The sequence below is a fragment of the Pseudomonas sp. GXM4 genome, assembly GCF_008923895.1.
Classification (GTDB): domain Bacteria; phylum Pseudomonadota; class Gammaproteobacteria; order Pseudomonadales; family Pseudomonadaceae; genus Aquipseudomonas; species Aquipseudomonas atacamensis.
In genome coordinates this window covers 1-15,520 of sequence record NZ_WBRZ01000132.1, presented here as the reverse complement: position 1 = coordinate 15,520, position 15,520 = coordinate 1, and the positions used below count along the sequence as shown (strand labels likewise).

Sequence of the window (15,520 nt, the reverse complement as noted above, 5' to 3'; positions counted from 1 at the left end):
GAAGGCTGCGATCTTTTGACCTTGCTCTAGAGGCGGCCCTCAGGCGCATACGGCGCCGGATCAATAATCGGCGTCCGCCCCAGCATCACGTCAGCAAACAACTGACACGATGCCGGCGCCAGCACCAGCCCGTTGCGGTAATGCCCGCAGTTCAGCCACAACCCCTCGAACCCCGGCACCCGGCCAATAAACGGAACGCCTTCCGGCGACCCCGGCCGCAGCCCCGCCCATTGCCCGACCACTTCGGCATCCGCCAGCGCCGGCAACAATTCGATCGCCGAGGCCTTGAGGCTTTGCAGCGCTACATCGGTCGGGGTCTTGTCGTAGCCTTCGTGCTCCAGCGTGCTGCCGATCAAAATGTGACCGTCGCGACGCGGGATCGCATATCGCCCCTTGGCCAGCACCATGCTCGGCAGGAAATCAGCCGCGCACTTATAGAGAATCATCTGGCCTTTGACCGGCTCGACCGGCAGCGTCAGGCTCAGCGTCTGGAGCAGATCACCGCTCCACGCCCCCGCTGTCAGCACAAACTCGTCGCCGCTCATCACCCCAGTGGAGGTTTGCACGCCAACCACGCGCTCGCCCTCGCGGACGAAACCACTGACTTCGCATTGCTCGTGAATCGTCACGTTCGGCAGCGCCAGCAGCGCGGCTTTCAGCGATTTGACCAGCCGTGGATTGCGCACGTTGGCGACATCGGCCATGTAGATCGCTCGGCTGAAACCGCTGCCGAGCACCGGCACCGCGTCATGTGCCGCCGAGATATCCACAGCCCGCAGCGGCCGATTTTCCCGCGCGGCCCAGGCCAGGGCTGCGGCTTCATCGTCCAGATCCAGCCAATACAGACCAGTGGTGTGCACTTCAGGATCAACCCCAGTGTCGGCAAACAAGCGCTCGCCGAGCTGTGGATAAAAATCCTGCGACCAATGCGCCAGCGCGGTGACTGCCGGACTGTAGCGCCACGGGTATAACGGCGAGACGATGCCGCCGCCAGCCCAGGACGATTCCTGGCCGACATTCGAGCGATCCAGCAGCACCACGCTGCGCACTTCGGAGGCGAGATTGTAGGCAGTGAGCAGGCCAATCACCCCGCCGCCGACAATCACCACTTGCTGTTGCCTGGTCATGTTTGATCCAACCGTAAAAAAGACAGTGGGCGCAAAAGGCGCCCGAAAAAGAATGCGTCAGCGGCCCCAGCAATCCTTGGCGGTCACTCCGGTGGTCGCGTTGTTCATGCTTCGCACGCCAGTGTTGGTCAGGGTGAAATCCCCGCACTTGTCGGTGGCCATGGCCGAGGCGGTTTTACGCGTCGCGGTCAGCACAAAGGTCTGGTCGGTCAGCGTCGGGGTGATGGTGTAGAAATCATTCCCCGTGCTCAGCCCGGTGACGCCGGTGTAGACATTGTTGCGGGTATAGAAGCGTTCGAGGGTCTGCGCCTGCTCCGAGAGCAGCGAGACCACTTCGGCGCGACGGCCCTTCTTCACGTATTCGTTGTAGCTGGGGATGCTGATGGTGAGGATGATCCCGATAATCGCGATGACGATCATGATCTCGATCAGGGTAAAACCTCGGCTGGTTCTGCGCATGCCTCAAATTCTCGCTTACTGGATTTGTCGCCACATGATACGACGGCTGCCACCGCCACCCTTCTCTACAATGGTGGTGATGACGCCACTGGTGTCGGTCACGACCTTTCCCGTACCACCGGCGGAAATGACGTTAAGGGTCGGAATGCCGCCGGTAAAAATCACGCCACTGGATATCGTATCGTTGCTGTCGACCAAACGGTCACCGGTGGTGTCGATCACGGCGTAGTTGAGCATCTTACCGTTGAACGCATCGAGTTCGACCAGTCGGCCCGTACCAAAGCTCGAACACGGGTCGGTGGTATCGACGCTGGCAGTGACGAAAACAACTCGCCCCAACACAAGACTGGCCTGATTGATCACGCGTTCACCGGTCAGCACGTTGTTATACACCAGCGGCAGATACCAGCCTTTTTCTCCCGGATAGGTCGTTTCATTCTGGCTGGTGGTCAGGAACTGCCCGGAACTGCCGGAGAACGAACCGGTTATCGCCTGTGCTTGCAAACTGCTGACGGTGATTTGGCCGGCCCCACCCTCTGCATCCCAGATTGAATAGAACGCCTGCAGATCCTTGTTGGTCTTGTCGGCAGTCTCGTTGAACTTGCCGGTGCCAAAGAACACTTGCTTGCCGCCCTGCGGATTATCCGCCAGCAGCGGTTGCGCGGTGATCGGCTGCGTTGCCCCACCCGGGGCTGTAAACAAAGGCTTGCCGGCAAACGCCACGCCCCAGCTTTCTGCCCCGGGTGCGCTCAAGTCGAATTTCCACATACGCCCCTTCAGGTCACCAGCGTAGGCAGCCTGCACCACGTTCGAGGAATTGACCCTGAGTTTTACCGAAGACAGACCGTTAGTGGTTTCCGTGCTGTCGATGACGATTTTCCTGATCAGCGAACCATCCATTGCATCCAGTACATACAAAGCCGCAACCCCCGAATTGCTGCCGTAACCATTGGCGATGAATGTCGCCCAGCGACCATTGGCCAAGCGTGCCACTTCCGGACGGGCGTAGGCGTAACCCAGATCATTGAAAGCATTCGACGCATTGGCCATAGCCGGCGCACTGACTTCCCACAGTGCCTTGATCACGTTGCCTGCCGAGGCATCGAACAGTTGCAGTCCGTAGAAGGTTTTGCCACCGGCCCCCGTTCCGCCAATGGCCAGCGTTCTCCAGGTGGTGCCGGCCTGCGCATCGAACACGCCGACCTGACCGTCCACGAGAAACTTGTGGCTGACGCCGTTGACGTAATTGGTATCCGCAATCAGCCGCAACGAAGGCAGCACGCTGGAGGGCATGTAGGCATAACGGCGGGTGCCGTTCGTCGAATTGATCACATTGACGAAACCGTCGTTGGCGTTCACCACCAGACTGGTATTCATGTTCGCAGCCTTGGTGGTCAGGTAGTTGGTGTAACTGCTGTCACCCGTCAAGTCGGATGCGGTCTTGTCCGAAGGCGACGCGAGCACCAGCGGCGAATTGATGATATCGCCCAGCAGCGCACTGCGAACTTTGAGCCCGGCCCTGTTGGTCCCTTTGCTCCACTCCACCAGTTCAGTGCCGCTGACACCGGTGGGCAGGCCCTGATTCAACGTGTTCTGCTGGGCCGGGGAAAAGCTGCCGAATGCCAGAGCAATGGGCGTGTTGCTCAAGGTGTTCCATGACTGGAAAGTCGGCGCTGTGGCAGAGGGCACGATGGTGGTGTCGGTCGACCATTGCGCCGCCGAGGTATTTACCGTGCCGGTCGAGGTAAAGCCGAACGACCTGATCGTGCCGCGCCAATCCTTGGGATCGTAAGTGGTCTGGTAAAAACTGCTGCCACTGGTCAACGTACTACTGTTGGCAACACCGGCACCACCGGAGCCGGCCTTGGAAGTGATATCGCTGAGTGCCGACGATAACGCCGCATTGAGCCCGGAGCTGTCGGTCGCCTGGTAATACCTGCCCTGCCCGTAACTGGCGGCGTCGGACAACATATCGTTATCCGCAGCGAAACCCACGGTGTAGGTGTTCATGTTCTGCCGGGGAAAATCTACCGCGTTCCAGCTCTTGCCGGCGGCGTCGGTGCCGGTCGAACGCATGTCGATGTCGAAGGCGAATTTGGCGATGTCATCCAGATAAAGCGTGTCGCCTTCGCCGTCACCGTTGAGGTTGTCGCCATCGTTATTCACGCCATCCCAGTTCGGTAAGCGACTGCCTCCCAGCGGATCGTTGGTCGGGAAGGTACGGTCATAGGTCGGCAAGCCATCGGTAATCACCACGCCGTAGTTTTTCTGGCAGCGGTATTGAATCGGACTGGTATAGGTCGCCGGTGTGCCGTTGTAGTAAGGCGCCAAGCCACGCATGTAGCGCGTGACTTCGTAATAGCTCTCGGCCAATGGCGTGTTGGCCACGGCGTTCAAGCCGTTGATCGATGAGATCAGCGCGTTGTAGTTGGTGTCTGCCTGGGCCTGGGTGACGCTGCCCGCGACGGGTGACAAATCGGTGATCGAGCGGGCGATGAAACCGCCGTTGCCCGGGTTGCTGCTCGTCGCCGGATTGAATGTCGACAGGCCCATGCGCAAGGTGCGGTTGCTGCTCACCAGTGCGGTGGAAACGTTGCGCGCCACGTTCATCCGGTAATCGTTGGGAATCGCCCCCGTGGTGAAGTCGCGGGTGCCGGTGCTGTTGGCCAGGCTGACTATGTAGGAAATGTAATCGGCGGAATACCGAGTGTTCTCGTTGCCTACCGGGTCTGGGAGCTTGAGGCACAACGGCGCCACGCTGTTGTTGTAGAACGCATAGGCGCCTCCCGAGCACCCGGAAGTCGGCAGGCTCGATAGAAACACCGTGTCGCCAGTAATCTGCGGCGCATTGAGTGCAGAGCACAAGCCGAGGAAGGCATTGCACTGCCGGGCTGGAGTGCGGTTGACGTTCGGGTCGAATCCGGCCGCGTAGATGATGCTGTTCATACTCCCCGAATCATCGATCAGCAGCATCACGTTCGGCGCCACCGCTGCCGCGCTCAGCAGCGGCGAATCGGAAGGCGTGAAAGCCCAGGCCGGTGCCGCCAGGTAGCTACTCAGCAGCATGCCGATCAGCAGCGACACGCCGCGCTCAATACTTCGCATAGACACTCTCCACCACGCTACGCGAATTGCCGGCGATGCCGACCGCAGTGACTCGATACAACGTCGCCGAAGTGTTACTTGGCACGTTCACCGCCGTCAGGGTCGTGCCGATGTTCTGCACGCCATAAAAGCCATTATCGGCAGCGATCCAGGTCACCCCGGAGGTCGAATTGAAACCTGCCGAGCTGACCGATGACGATTCCGCCGGCGGCAGACATTGGCTCGTGCCGCTGCACACCGCCAATGAATAGCTGTCCAGTTGCACTGCGCTCTCGCCGACACGCAATGCCGCTTCGGCCGCCTGAAATGATTGATTGCGCAGGCTTACGCTGCCGGCCATTTTCTCTTGCAGGTTGGCGCTCTGCATCGAGGACAAACCGATCAATGTGAGCAACAGCAGAAACACAAGGCTGACCAACAAGACCATGCCGCGCTGGGCCTGACGTTGCTGCAAGGAAATCCTCATCGCCGCCCCCTCATGGCAAGCGATTGCGCAATGCCGCAACCACGTTGAAGGTTTGATTGCGCACCCGATTGTTCGGGTCGGTGAGGGTCAGGCTCAGGCGCACGCTGCGGATGCGCGCCGGATCGCCAGGGTTGCTGCTGTAGGTCGAGGCTGCGACGTCGGTCGCCGAACTGGCCAGACCGAATGTGACGTTGAAGGCGCTGACATTGTTGACCAGCACTTGCTGCACCGGATTGCCGCTGCCAGTGCCCATGAGGATCTGGTTATTGCTGAAGCTGTAGATCAGGCGCCGGATCGGGAACGCAATCTGCCCCGTGGTCGGGCTGCGCAATCCGCTGTAGGCGACCGCGCTGTTGCGACAATCGGAAATCACCGTCCAGGTCGGCGTTCCCCCGCCGCTGCCGACATCGGCGGTGACCATGGTCAGCTTGAGACTGGCGTTATCCCAGCTGATCGGGATGAGTTGCGCAGTGTTGAAATCCCCTGCAGAACTGGAGTCGACGATGGTGCCGAGGCAGCCGAACATGCCGACCATACGAATTTCCTGAATCATTTTGCTGAGAACGAAGCGCGCGTCTTCCTGCATCGCTGCGGCGCTGTTCTGACCGACGTAGGTGTTTTTTGCGGCGATGAAAATCTGTACCACGCCGAGCACGACGATCAGCCCCAAAGCCAGGGCAATCAGCAACTCGATCAGGCCGAAACCACGGCTGGCACGCTTCATGGTGTGGCCACCGGATCGACCGCCGCACGGCTGCTCAGGACGAAACTGCGCTGGGCACTGGCAGCGTTCGCCGCGCGCGCATCGCTCCAGGTAATGGTGATGGTGTAGACCCGTTGATTGAGGGTGATGCTGCCCGTCGCGGTCGGACCGCCGAAGTTGGCGATGTTGGTGGTGAAATCGTAGAGGTCCTGGTCCCGCGCATTACTGAGATTGCCCGAGGTCGGTGGCGTGACGGTGTAGTTGGCGCCGGAATTGGCGCGGATGCGATCCATCATGTCATAGGCGATGAAACTGGCCTGACTGGTCATCCGCGAACTGTCGGTGTACTTCAGCGCATTGAGTTGCACCGCCGCTGCGCCCAACAGCCCGACGGTGAGAATCAGCAACGCGACCAGCACTTCGATCAGCGTCATGCCCTCCTGTGCGTTTTTGCTCCCTGCCCTCATCCGCAATTTCCACCCAGTTGAATGCGTCCGTTCAAACACACGTTCAGCGTCCTGCTTTGCGTGCCCAGCGTGTAACCGATGACTACCGCCGTCGACGGTGCCGCCAGACCACCAAGATTGTTGAAATCCAGTGCGGTCACTCCTGAGGGTAGCGTCAGAGTCGCGCCACTGCTCATTGCTGGAACAACCCGCAACACATTGGCCGGATTGCCAGTGCTGTCGTAGACCGCCAGCTCACCGGTCCACACACTGCCGCCGGCGGTCGGACGCAGACGCGTGGTCACGCCGCGATTGATTGCCTCGAGGCGAGCGAAATTGATCGCCCGCTGCAAGTCGCCGACTTCGGTATCCGCCCTGCTGCTCTGGATCGTACGGGTAAAGGCCGGCACCGCCAGCGTGATCAGTATCAGGAACACCGCGATGGCGACCAGCAACTCGACCAGCGTGAAACCTTTTGTACGAAGATCCATCGGTGCCCTCCGTTGCCGTCGGCTATACCTGCTTTTACACGCTAGAACATTCGCTCGGCACGCGCCGACTGATTTGCCCTGCGCGGCGCACGGATTGCGCTGCTCATACCATTCCACGGAGGGATTTTTCATGCCGCAACACGGTTTCAGCCTGATTGAACTGCTTATGGGACTGGCGATTGGCGCAATTGTTCTGCTGCTGGTCAGCCCGGCGTTCGCCGCGCTCAAGCAAGCGACTCAGCGCGACCACGCAGCGCAGTCGCTGCTCGAAGGCATCCGCCACGCTCGCACCCTGGCTATGACCCACAATCAAAGTGTGGTGATCCATGGCATTGACGGCGACTGGAGTCAGGGTTGGCGGATCATTCTGGATAGAAGCGGCAAGGGGCCGGAGGACAGCAGCAATCCGCTGCTGGTGGAGCGCGCCAGTGAGGCGAAGGTGGCGATTGTCGGCAATTGGTGGGTGAGCCGCTACGTGCGGTTCAGTCATCTGGGACAGCCGCTGATGCCGGGACGGCGATTTCAGGCGGGGACAATACACATCTGCTCGCCGCGCGAACCGGTCAGCCAGCGGCAGATCGTGCTGGCGGCGACCGGTCGCGTGCGCCTGGGCAGTCAGGAGACTGAACAGGCGCTGTGCGACAAAGGCAGAAGCGTCAGATCGAACGGACGCGCAGCTCTTTCGGCATCGAGAACGTGATGTTTTCCTCACGGCCAGCCAGCTCGTCGGCACCGGTCGCGCCCCAGGCCTGCAATTGCTGGATCACGCCCCGGACCAGCACTTCCGGTGCCGAGGCGCCAGCGGTAATGCCGATGCGCTCGACGCCGTCGAACCAGCTCTGTTGCAGGTCCTCGGCACCGTCGATCAGGTACGCCGGAGTCGCCATGCGCTCAGCCAGTTCACGCAGACGGTTGGAGTTGGAACTGTTCGGGCTGCCGACCACCAGCACCACGTCGCATTCGTCGGCCAGTTGCTTGACGGCGTCCTGGCGGTTTTGTGTGGCGTAGCAGATGTCGTCCTTGCGCGGGCCACCGATGGCGGGGAAGCGCGTGCGCAGGGCATCGATCACACGGCTGGTATCGTCCATCGACAAGGTTGTCTGGGTGACGAAGGCGAGTCTTTCCGGATCGCGCACCTGCAATGCGGCCACGTCCTTTTCGTCTTCAACGAGGTAGATCGCGCCGCCATTGCTGGCGTCGTACTGGCCCATGGTGCCTTCGACTTCCGGGTGACCGGCGTGGCCGATCAGGATGCACTCGCGACCGTCGCGGCTGTATTTGGCGACTTCGATGTGCACCTTGGTCACCAGCGGGCAGGTTGCATCGAATACTTTCAGGCCACGACCGGCAGCTTCGTTGCGCACGGCTTGGGAAACACCGTGGGCGCTGAAGATGACGATCACGTCATCGGGTACCTGATCGAGCTCTTCGACGAAAATCGCGCCACGGCTGCGCAGGTCTTCGACGACGAACTTGTTGTGCACCACTTCGTGACGCACATAGATCGGCGGCCCGAAGACTTCCAGGGCGCGGTTGACGATTTCGATCGCCCGGTCCACACCGGCGCAGAAGCCACGGGGGTTGGCGAGTTTGATTTGCATGCTGTGCCTCGTGTCTTGCGCGCGAAAACAATGGAAAACAGACTGTGGAGACCTGCTTGTTGTGGCGAGGGGATTCATCCCCGCTCGGCTGCTTAGCAGTCGTAGACCGTCAACGGACTTATCTGAGAATCCGTTGACTGGTCTGGGGGCGCTTCGCACCCCAGCGGGGATAAATCCCCTCGCCACAGAAGCTCACTCCTGCATTTTTAGATCGCTTTGACGGAAATGATTTCCACGTCAAAGGTCAGCGTCTTGCCCGCCAGCGGGTGGTTGAAGTCGACGGTCACTTGCGTGTCGTCGAATTCCTTCACCACACCTGGCAATTCAGTATTGGCCGCATCGTTGAAGATCACCAGCAGACCCGGCGACAACTCCATGTCGGTGAACTGCGAACGCGGGATGGTCTGCACGTTCTGCGGGTTCGGCTGACCAAAAGCGTTTTCCGGCTCGACGGTCAGGGTGCGCTTGTCGCCGGCCTTGAAGCCGAACAGTGCGGCTTCGAAACCCGGTAGCAGGTTGCCATCGCCGACCTTGAACGTCGCCGGGGCCTTGTCGAAGGTACTGTCGACGGTGTCACCGTTTTCCAAGCGCAAGGCAAAGTGCAGCGTAACTTCGGTGTTCTGGCCGATGCGTTGCTCAGTCGATAGCGATTCAGTCATGAGCAGCCTCTTCGGTTTTCTTCGATTTGAACATGTCCAGTGCCAGCATGATCGCGCCAACGGTGATCGCACTGTCGGCAATGTTGAACGCCGGGAAATACCAGCGGTTCTGCCAGTGCACCAGAATGAAGTCGATCACATGGCCCAGGGCAATGCGGTCATACAGGTTGCCCAGCGCACCACCCAGCACCAACGCCAGGGCGACGGCCAGCCAGGTGTCGTTGCGACCCAAACGCTTGAGCCAGACCACCAGCACGGCACTGACAACAATGGCGATCAGCGCAAACAGCCAGCGCTGCCAGCCGGAGCTGTCGGCGAGGAAGCTGAAGGCAGCACCAGTGTTGTAGGCCAGCGTCCAGCTGAACAGATCGGGAATGATTACAATCTGCTGGAACATTTCGAGCTTGCTTTCGAAGTAGAACTTGCTGGCCTGGTCAATGACCAGGACCAGCAGGCTCAACCACAGCCAGCTCAGCCGTCCGAAACGGCCAATGGCATCAGGCATAGTGACGAACCTCGCCAGCACCGCTGATGTTGTCGACGCAACGCCCGCAGATTTCCGGATGCTCCGGGTTCACGCCGACGTCTTCGCGGCAATGCCAGCAACGCGCGCATTTCGGGAACGCCGATTTGACGATCTTCAGTTTCAGACCGCTGACTTCGGTGACCACTGCATCGGCCGGAGCCTGAACGAATGGCGCGACGCTGGCAGTCGAGGTGATCAGGACAAAGCGCAGCTCGTTGCTCAGCTTGGCCAGATCGGCGCTCAGCGCCTCTTCGGCAAACAGCGTCACTTCGGCCTGCAGGTTGCCACCGACGGCTTTCGCCGCACGCTGGATTTCCATCTCTTTGTTGACCGCGACTTTCACTTCCATGATGCGATCCCAGTAGGCGCGACCCAGCTCGAAGCCTTCCGGCAGCTCGGTCAGGCCTTCGTACCAGGTGTTGAGCATCACCGACTCGTTACGCTCGCCCGGCAGGTATTGCCACAGCTCGTCAGCAGTGAAGGCGAGGATCGGCGCGATCCAGCGCACCAGCGCTTCAGAGATGTGGAACAGCGCGGTCTGGCACGAGCGCCGGGCCTTGCTGTCGGCGCCGGTGGTGTACTGGCGGTCCTTGATGATGTCGAGGTAGAAACCACCCAGCTCCTGCACGCAGAAGTTGTGGATCTTCGAGTAGACGTTCCAGAAACGGTATTCGCCGTAGTGCTCTTGCAACTCGCGTTGCAGCAGCAGCGTGCGATCCACCGCCCAGCGATCCAGCGCCAGCATGTCTTCAGCAGGCAGCAGGTCGGTGGCCGGATTGAAACCGGTCAAGTTGGAAAGCAGGAAGCGCGCGGTGTTACGGATACGACGGTAGGCATCGGCGCTGCGCTGCAGGATCTGCTCGGACACGGCCATTTCGCCGGAGTAGTCGGTCGAAGCGACCCACAGACGCATGATATCGGCGCCCAGGGTGTCGTTGACCTTCTGCGGCGCGATCACGTTGCCCAGCGATTTGGACATCTTGCGGCCGGACTCGTCCACGGTGAAGCCGTGCGTCAGCAGCTCGCGATAAGGCGCGTGGTTGTCGATGGCGCAACCGGTGAGCAAGGACGAGTGGAACCAGCCACGGTGCTGGTCGGAACCTTCCAGGTAGAGGTCGGCACGCGGGCCGCTCTCGTGGCCCATCGGGTGCGAACCGCGCAGGACGTGCCAGTGCGTGGTGCCGGAGTCGAACCAGACGTCGAGGGTGTCGCTGATCTTGTCGTATTGCGGCGCTTCATCACCGAGCAGTTCGGCGGCGTCGAGTTTGAACCAGGCTTCGATGCCTTCGACTTCAACGCGTTTGGCGACTTCTTCCATCAGCTCGACGGTACGCGGGTGCAGCTCGCCGCTTTCCTTGTTGAGGAAGAACGGGATCGGCACGCCCCAGTTGCGCTGACGCGAGATGCACCAGTCCGGACGGTTGGCGATCATCGAATGCAGACGCGCCTGGCCCCAGGCCGGAACGAACTTGGTGTCTTCGATGGCTTTGAGCGAGCGCACGCGCAGGGTGTCGCCGCTGGTTGGCTCCTTGTCCATGCCGATGAACCACTGCGCAGTAGCGCGGTAGATCAGCGGGGTCTTGTGGCGCCAGCAGTGCATGTAGCTGTGTTCGATGACGGTGGTGTGCATCAGCGCACCGACTTCGGTCAGTTTTTCCACAATGGCCGGGTTGGCCTTCCAGATGAACTGGCCGCCGAAGAATTCCAGCGACGGCACGTACACGCCGTTGCTCTGTACCGGGTTGAGGATGTCGTCGTTGACCATGCCGTATTTCTTGCAGGTCACGAAGTCGTCCACGCCGTAGGCCGGGGCGGAGTGAACCACGCCGGTGCCTGCGCCCAGTTCGACGTAGTCAGCCAGGTACACCGGCGACAGACGATCGTAGAACGGGTGACGGAAGTTGATCAGCTCCAGCTCTTTACCGGTGGTGGTGGCGATGACCGAACCTTCCACGCCGTAGCGCGCCAGGCAGGCTTCGACCAGCTCTTCAGCCAGCACCAGCAGCTTGTCGCCGATATCGACCAGGGCATAGTTGAATTCCGGGTGCACGTTCAGCGCCTGGTTGGCCGGGATGGTCCACGGGGTGGTGGTCCAGATCACGATCGCAGCAGGTTTGCTCAGCGACGCCAGACCGAACGCGGCAGCCAGTTTGGCCTCGTCAGCGATCGGGAATGCAACGTCGATGGTCGAGGACTTCTTGTTCTCGTACTCGACTTCCGCTTCAGCCAGAGCCGAACCGCAATCGAAGCACCAGTTCACCGGCTTGAGGCCCTTGAAGACAAAACCACCCTTGACGATTTCGGCGAGGGCGCGGATTTCACCGGCCTCGTTCTTGAAGTCCATGGTCTTGTACGGGTTGGCGAAGTCGCCGAGCACGCCGAGACGGATGAACTCGGACTTCTGCCCTTCGATCTGCTCGGTGGCGTAGGCACGGCACAGCTCGCGGGTCTTATCCGCGCCGAGGTTCTTGCCGTGGGTCACTTCAACCTTGTGCTCGATCGGCAGGCCATGGCAATCCCAGCCCGGGACATACGGCGCGTCGAAACCCGACAGGATTTTCGAGCGGATGATCATGTCCTTGAGAATCTTGTTCAGTGCGTGACCGATGTGGATCGTGCCGTTGGCGTACGGAGGGCCGTCGTGCAGGACGAACTTCGGACGATCCTTGCCAATCTCGCGCAACTTTCCGTACAGGCCAATACTGTCCCAGCGCTGCAGGATCTGCGGTTCGCGCTGTGGCAGGCCGGCCTTCATTGGGAAGGCGGTGTCCGGAAGGTTTAGCGTGGCTTTATAGTCGGTCATTTAAGGCTCTTCATTAGCGATGGGCGCTAGGTGCGGCTAGTGCACGGGCGGTGGCGACATCCGCATTGATCGCCGTTTTCAATGCCTCCAGAGAGGCGAAGCGCTGCTCTTCACGCAGCTTTTGGTGGAAAACCACCGTCAAACGCCGGTCATACAGATCGCCGGCAAAATCTAACAGATGGACCTCGAGGTGGGCTTTGCCATCCCCTTGCACCGTAGGGCGCACGCCAATATTGGCGACACCGGGCCAGGTCTTGCCGTCGATGTCGACATTCACCAGGTAGACCCCGGTGAACGGCACGCGACGACGCTTGAGTTGAATGTTGGCAGTGGGCGTGCCCAGTTGCCGGGCCAGTTTCTGCCCATGCAGCACGCGACCGGCGATGCGGTACGGACGGCCGAGCAAGCGTTCGGCCAAGGCAAAATCGGCCGCAGCCAAGGCGTTGCGCACCTGCGTGCTGCTGACGCGAATGCCGTCCAGCTCGACGGTTTGCGCCGCTTCGACGGTGAAACCGTGAACCTGCCCGGCCTGCATCAGAAAATCGAAATCGCCGAGGCGGTCGCAACCGAAACGGAAATCGTCACCGACCTCCAGATGCTGCACGCCAAGGCCATCGACCAGAATGGTATCGACGAACTCACTGGCGCTGAGCTTGCTCAGCCGCTGGTTGAACGCCAGGCACAACACCCGGTCGACGCCTTCAGCGGCCAGCAATTGCAGCTTGTCGCGCAACCGCGCCAGACGTGCCGGTGCGGTGTCGGGAGCAAAGAACTCCCGTGGCTGCGGCTCGAAAATCACCACGCAGCTGGGTACGCCCAACTCGAGCGCACGCTCACGCAGCCGGGCCAGGATAGCCTGGTGACCACGGTGAACACCGTCAAAGTTGCCAATAGTGGCGACGCAGCCCCGATGCTGGGGGCGCAAGTTGTGGAGGCCTCGAACCAGCTGCATAACGCGCTTCTTGCTCATAAAGTGGTCGATTATAACCACACCCGACGGCCGACGACAGGCAACACCGTAACGCAAAGTGAACGAGCCGACAAAACCGCCGGCCCGTGCCTGTCGATAAAGGCTGAAACCTCAGCTCAAGGCCTTGCGATTGAAGTCGCGCAGGCGGAAACCCAGCAGCAGCAACATACCGAAATACGCCACCACGCCAGCAACCACCAGCGCGCCCAGGCGCAGGAAGCGCTCGAGCATATGCCCCTCATCCCACGCGGGCATGAAATGCATGCCCGCCAGCAACACCGCCGACATCACGGTCACCGCAACGACCAGCTTGAAGCCGAATTTGCCCCAGCCCGGTTGCGGTTGATACATCTTTTGCTTGCGCAGCTGATAGAACAGCAGCCCGGCGTTCAGGCAAGCACCGGCACTGATCGCCAAGGCAAGGCCGGCATGGGCCAGTGGGCCGATCAACGCCAGGTTGAACAACTGCGTGCAGACCAGCGTGAAAATCGCGATTTTCACCGGGGTGCGAATGTTCTGTTGCGCATAAAAGCCCGGCGCCAGCACTTTGATCACGATAATCCCGAGCAGGCCGACAGAATAGGCAATCAGCGCACGCTGGGTCATCTCGGCATCAAAGCCACTGAACTGGCCGTACTGAAACAATGAAACAGTCAGCGGTTCAGCAAGAATCCCCAGCGCCAATGCGCACGGCAGCACCAGCACAAAGCACAGGCGCAGCCCCCAATCGAGGATTCGCGAATACTCGTGACGATCCTTGCTGGCATAGGTCTTGGCCAGTGTCGGCAGCAGAATCGTGCCCAGTGCCACACCCAACACGCCCGACGGCAATTCCATCAAGCGGTCAGCGTAATACATCCACGACACTGAACCTGCGACCAGAAACGAGGCGAAGATGGTGTTGATGATCAGCGAAATCTGACTGACCGATACGCCGAGAATCGCCGGCAGCATCTGCTTCATCACCCGCCACACGCCGCTGTCGCGCAGGTTCAGGCGTGGTAGCACGAGCATGCCGATCTTTTTCAGGTGCGGCAGCTGATACAGCAACTGCGCCAGACCGCCGACCAACACCGCCCACCCCAGCGCCATGACCGGCGGATCGAAATACGGCGTGAGGAACAGCGAAAACACGATCATGCTGACGTTGAGCAGAGTCGGTACGAAGGCCGGCACCGAGAAGCGGTTCCAGGTATTCAGAATCGCGCCGGCCAGCGACGACAGCGAGATCAGCAATATATAAGGAAAGGTCACCCGCAACAGATCGGAGGTGAGCTGGAATTTTTCCGGGGTATCGGTAAAACCGGGCGCTGTGGCCCAGATCACCCAAGGGGCGGCGATCATGCCCAGCGCCGTCACCACCGCCAATACCAGCGTCAGCAGGCCCGACACATAGGCAATAAAGGTGCGCGTCGCCTCTTCGCCCTGCTGGCTTTTGTATTCGGCCAGGATCGGCACGAACGCCTGGGAGAAAGCCCCTTCGGCAAAGATGCGCCGCAGCAGGTTGGGCAGTTTGAACGCAATAAAGAAGGCATCCGTGGCCATCCCGGCGCCGAATGTCCGCGCGATCAGCGTGTCACGAACAAAACCCAGAATCCGGGAAAGCATCGTGATAGAGCTGACGGCGGCCAACGATTTGAGCAGATTCATTGAGAGAGTTTGTGCCTGTCGATAAACAGCAGGCGAACAATGCGCCTACTTGTGCGATACTCCGCGCCGCAACAGCACAGAGCCAAAGCTCGCGAGTTTACAGGTCAAGCGCCGGAAATAAATATCCCGCCTCTTTATACCTACCACTTAGCGGAACGATTCAAGTGCCCTTGACAAGACAAGTCTTCATCGGCATGATTCGCGGCCTATTTTGTTTGCTATTTCCTAAAAAGTCTTTCGAGGAGCTCGACGGTGGCCAACTCACCTTCCGCCAAAAAACGTGCAAAACAGGCTGAGAAGCGTCGCAGCCACAACGCCAGCCTGCGTTCCATGGTTCGTACCTACATCAAGAATGTAGTTAAGGCCATCGACGCAAAAGACGCTGAAAAAGCTCAAGCTGCATACGTTCTGGCTGTGCCAGTTATCGACCGTATGGCCGATAAAGGCATCATCCACAAGAACAAGGCTGCTCGTCATAAGAGCCGTCTGAATGGCCACGTCAAAGCGCTGAAAG

The 15,520-nt window shown here is 60.1% G+C and carries 15 protein-coding genes; 2 read left to right on the top strand and 13 right to left on the bottom strand.

Annotation, left to right across the window (positions count from 1 at the left end):
* Positions 1–26: 26 nt before the first annotated feature.
* Genes thiO through F8N49_RS16825 form a run of 7 tightly spaced genes read right to left on the bottom strand, consistent with a single transcriptional unit; the run spans position 27 to position 6,797 of the window.
* Positions 27–1,127 carry a glycine oxidase ThiO gene (gene thiO / locus F8N49_RS16855; protein ID WP_151551940.1) on the bottom strand — a complete coding sequence of 367 codons (1,101 nt, stop codon included), beginning with the start codon at positions 1,125–1,127 and terminating at the stop codon, positions 27–29.
* Positions 1,128–1,184: 57 nt separating this feature from the next.
* The gene (locus tag F8N49_RS16850) at positions 1,185–1,586 is read right to left on the bottom strand and encodes a type IV pilin protein (RefSeq protein WP_151551939.1); all 402 of its coding nucleotides are present in this window, start codon (positions 1,584–1,586) and stop codon (positions 1,185–1,187) included.
* A gap of 15 nt (positions 1,587–1,601) precedes the next feature.
* Positions 1,602–4,691, bottom strand: coding sequence for a pilus assembly protein (locus F8N49_RS16845; protein WP_151551938.1), 3,090 nt, complete (start codon positions 4,689–4,691; stop codon positions 1,602–1,604).
* Positions 4,678–5,157, bottom strand: coding sequence for a PilX N-terminal domain-containing pilus assembly protein (locus F8N49_RS16840; RefSeq protein WP_122506676.1), 480 nt, complete (start codon positions 5,155–5,157; stop codon positions 4,678–4,680). Before F8N49_RS16840 ends, F8N49_RS16845 begins: the two co-directional genes overlap by 14 nt.
* Positions 5,158–5,167: 10 nt before the next feature.
* Positions 5,168–5,881 (bottom strand): PilW family protein, encoded by a 714-nt coding sequence (locus tag F8N49_RS16835; protein ID WP_071173640.1) that lies wholly within the window; start codon positions 5,879–5,881, stop codon positions 5,168–5,170.
* The gene (gene pilV, locus F8N49_RS16830) at positions 5,878–6,327 is read right to left on the bottom strand and encodes a type IV pilus modification protein PilV (protein ID WP_071173641.1); all 450 of its coding nucleotides are present in this window, start codon (positions 6,325–6,327) and stop codon (positions 5,878–5,880) included. The genes F8N49_RS16835 and pilV overlap by 4 nt, the downstream gene beginning before the upstream one ends.
* Complete coding sequence (locus tag F8N49_RS16825; protein ID WP_122698535.1) at positions 6,324–6,797, bottom strand: GspH/FimT family pseudopilin; 474 nt, start codon at positions 6,795–6,797, stop codon at positions 6,324–6,326. The genes pilV and F8N49_RS16825 overlap by 4 nt, the downstream gene beginning before the upstream one ends.
* Before the next feature lie 130 nt (positions 6,798–6,927).
* Here F8N49_RS16825 and F8N49_RS16820 point away from each other — a divergent pair, with 130 nt between their 5' ends.
* Positions 6,928–7,497, top strand: a complete 570-nt coding sequence (locus F8N49_RS16820; protein WP_016773130.1) for a GspH/FimT family protein — start codon at positions 6,928–6,930, stop codon at positions 7,495–7,497.
* On the opposite strand, the gene ispH is transcribed toward F8N49_RS16820, so the two are convergent.
* From ispH to murJ, 6 genes are all read right to left on the bottom strand, one after another.
* Entirely contained in the window at positions 7,454–8,398 is a 945-nt protein-coding gene (ispH, locus tag F8N49_RS16815) for a 4-hydroxy-3-methylbut-2-enyl diphosphate reductase (protein ID WP_016773129.1), read from the bottom strand. The two genes, F8N49_RS16820 and ispH, sit on opposite strands and share 44 nt — an antisense overlap.
* Positions 8,399–8,604: 206 nt before the next feature.
* Positions 8,605–9,057 carry an FKBP-type peptidyl-prolyl cis-trans isomerase gene (gene fkpB, locus F8N49_RS16810; protein WP_151551937.1) on the bottom strand — a complete coding sequence of 151 codons (453 nt, stop codon included), beginning with the start codon at positions 9,055–9,057 and terminating at the stop codon, positions 8,605–8,607.
* Positions 9,050–9,562, bottom strand: a complete 513-nt coding sequence (gene lspA / locus F8N49_RS16805) for a signal peptidase II (RefSeq protein ID WP_151551936.1) — start codon at positions 9,560–9,562, stop codon at positions 9,050–9,052. The genes fkpB and lspA overlap by 8 nt, the downstream gene beginning before the upstream one ends.
* A complete protein-coding gene (gene ileS / locus F8N49_RS16800) occupies positions 9,555–12,386 on the bottom strand; it encodes an isoleucine--tRNA ligase (protein ID WP_151551935.1) in 2,832 nt (943 codons plus the stop codon). The genes lspA and ileS overlap by 8 nt, the downstream gene beginning before the upstream one ends.
* Before the next feature lie 13 nt (positions 12,387–12,399).
* A complete protein-coding gene (gene ribF / locus F8N49_RS16795; protein ID WP_016773125.1) occupies positions 12,400–13,338 on the bottom strand; it encodes a bifunctional riboflavin kinase/FAD synthetase in 939 nt (312 codons plus the stop codon).
* A gap of 129 nt (positions 13,339–13,467) precedes the next feature.
* A complete protein-coding gene (gene murJ / locus F8N49_RS16790) occupies positions 13,468–15,006 on the bottom strand; it encodes a murein biosynthesis integral membrane protein MurJ (RefSeq protein WP_016773124.1) in 1,539 nt (512 codons plus the stop codon).
* Between the two features lie 252 nt (positions 15,007–15,258).
* Here murJ and rpsT point away from each other — a divergent pair.
* Positions 15,259–15,520: 30S ribosomal protein S20 (gene rpsT / locus F8N49_RS16780; protein WP_151551934.1), on the top strand; the 262-nt coding region annotated here is incomplete at its 3' end.

Coding starts and splice junctions, on each gene's coding strand:
- F8N49_RS16820 (WP_016773130.1), top strand. CDS start 6,928: ATGCCGCAACACGGTTTCAGCCTGATTGAACTGCTTATGGGACTGGCG.
- fkpB (WP_151551937.1), bottom strand. CDS start 9,057: ATGACTGAATCGCTATCGACTGAGCAACGCATCGGCCAGAACACCGAA.
- murJ (WP_016773124.1), bottom strand. CDS start 15,006: ATGAATCTGCTCAAATCGTTGGCCGCCGTCAGCTCTATCACGATGCTT.
- thiO (WP_151551940.1), bottom strand. CDS start 1,127: ATGACCAGGCAACAGCAAGTGGTGATTGTCGGCGGCGGGGTGATTGGC.
- F8N49_RS16840 (WP_122506676.1), bottom strand. CDS start 5,157: ATGAGGATTTCCTTGCAGCAACGTCAGGCCCAGCGCGGCATGGTCTTG.
- ileS (WP_151551935.1), bottom strand. CDS start 12,386: ATGACCGACTATAAAGCCACGCTAAACCTTCCGGACACCGCCTTCCCA.
- F8N49_RS16825 (WP_122698535.1), bottom strand. CDS start 6,797: ATGGATCTTCGTACAAAAGGTTTCACGCTGGTCGAGTTGCTGGTCGCC.
- pilV (WP_071173641.1), bottom strand. CDS start 6,327: ATGAGGGCAGGGAGCAAAAACGCACAGGAGGGCATGACGCTGATCGAA.
- ispH (WP_016773129.1), bottom strand. CDS start 8,398: ATGCAAATCAAACTCGCCAACCCCCGTGGCTTCTGCGCCGGTGTGGAC.
- F8N49_RS16835 (WP_071173640.1), bottom strand. CDS start 5,881: ATGAAGCGTGCCAGCCGTGGTTTCGGCCTGATCGAGTTGCTGATTGCC.
- F8N49_RS16845 (WP_151551938.1), bottom strand. CDS start 4,691: ATGCGAAGTATTGAGCGCGGCGTGTCGCTGCTGATCGGCATGCTGCTG.
- ribF (WP_016773125.1), bottom strand. CDS start 13,338: ATGCAGCTGGTTCGAGGCCTCCACAACTTGCGCCCCCAGCATCGGGGC.
- lspA (WP_151551936.1), bottom strand. CDS start 9,562: ATGCCTGATGCCATTGGCCGTTTCGGACGGCTGAGCTGGCTGTGGTTG.
- F8N49_RS16850 (WP_151551939.1), bottom strand. CDS start 1,586: ATGCGCAGAACCAGCCGAGGTTTTACCCTGATCGAGATCATGATCGTC.